This is a genomic window from Lysinibacillus sp. RU7 (assembly GCF_057837305.1).
Window position 1 is genome coordinate 1 of record NZ_JBYQFK010000172.1, and the last position, 259, is coordinate 259.

The 259-nt window shown below is 34.4% G+C and carries 1 protein-coding gene; it reads right to left on the minus strand.

The window, feature by feature from the left end; translation table 11 throughout:
- On the minus strand, positions 1–206 hold a 206-nt coding region (locus AC3II9_RS21970; protein WP_489158840.1), incomplete at its 3' end, for a DUF327 family protein.
- Positions 207–259: the final 53 nt, after the last annotated feature.

The following is a 259-nucleotide window of genomic DNA, read 5'->3' on the forward strand; positions in this document are numbered from 1 at the left end:
CTCGCTAAGTCTTTAAAATTCCGAGATTTCGTTAGCCTTTTTCCAAATGCTTCTATATCAGATAACAGCCTGGTAAGCTGATCAAGCTTCATTTTGCTGCTTTGGTTTTCCATTGATGTTTTAAACGATGCTGTGATCTCAGATGTTTTCACAGAGGGAATCTGCTTATTATCTATAAATGTACGTATATCTTTATTAATTTTCACAGTTTCAGATCCTTAAAATTGATGAAATTCATCGACTGGAAGGACAAATACTG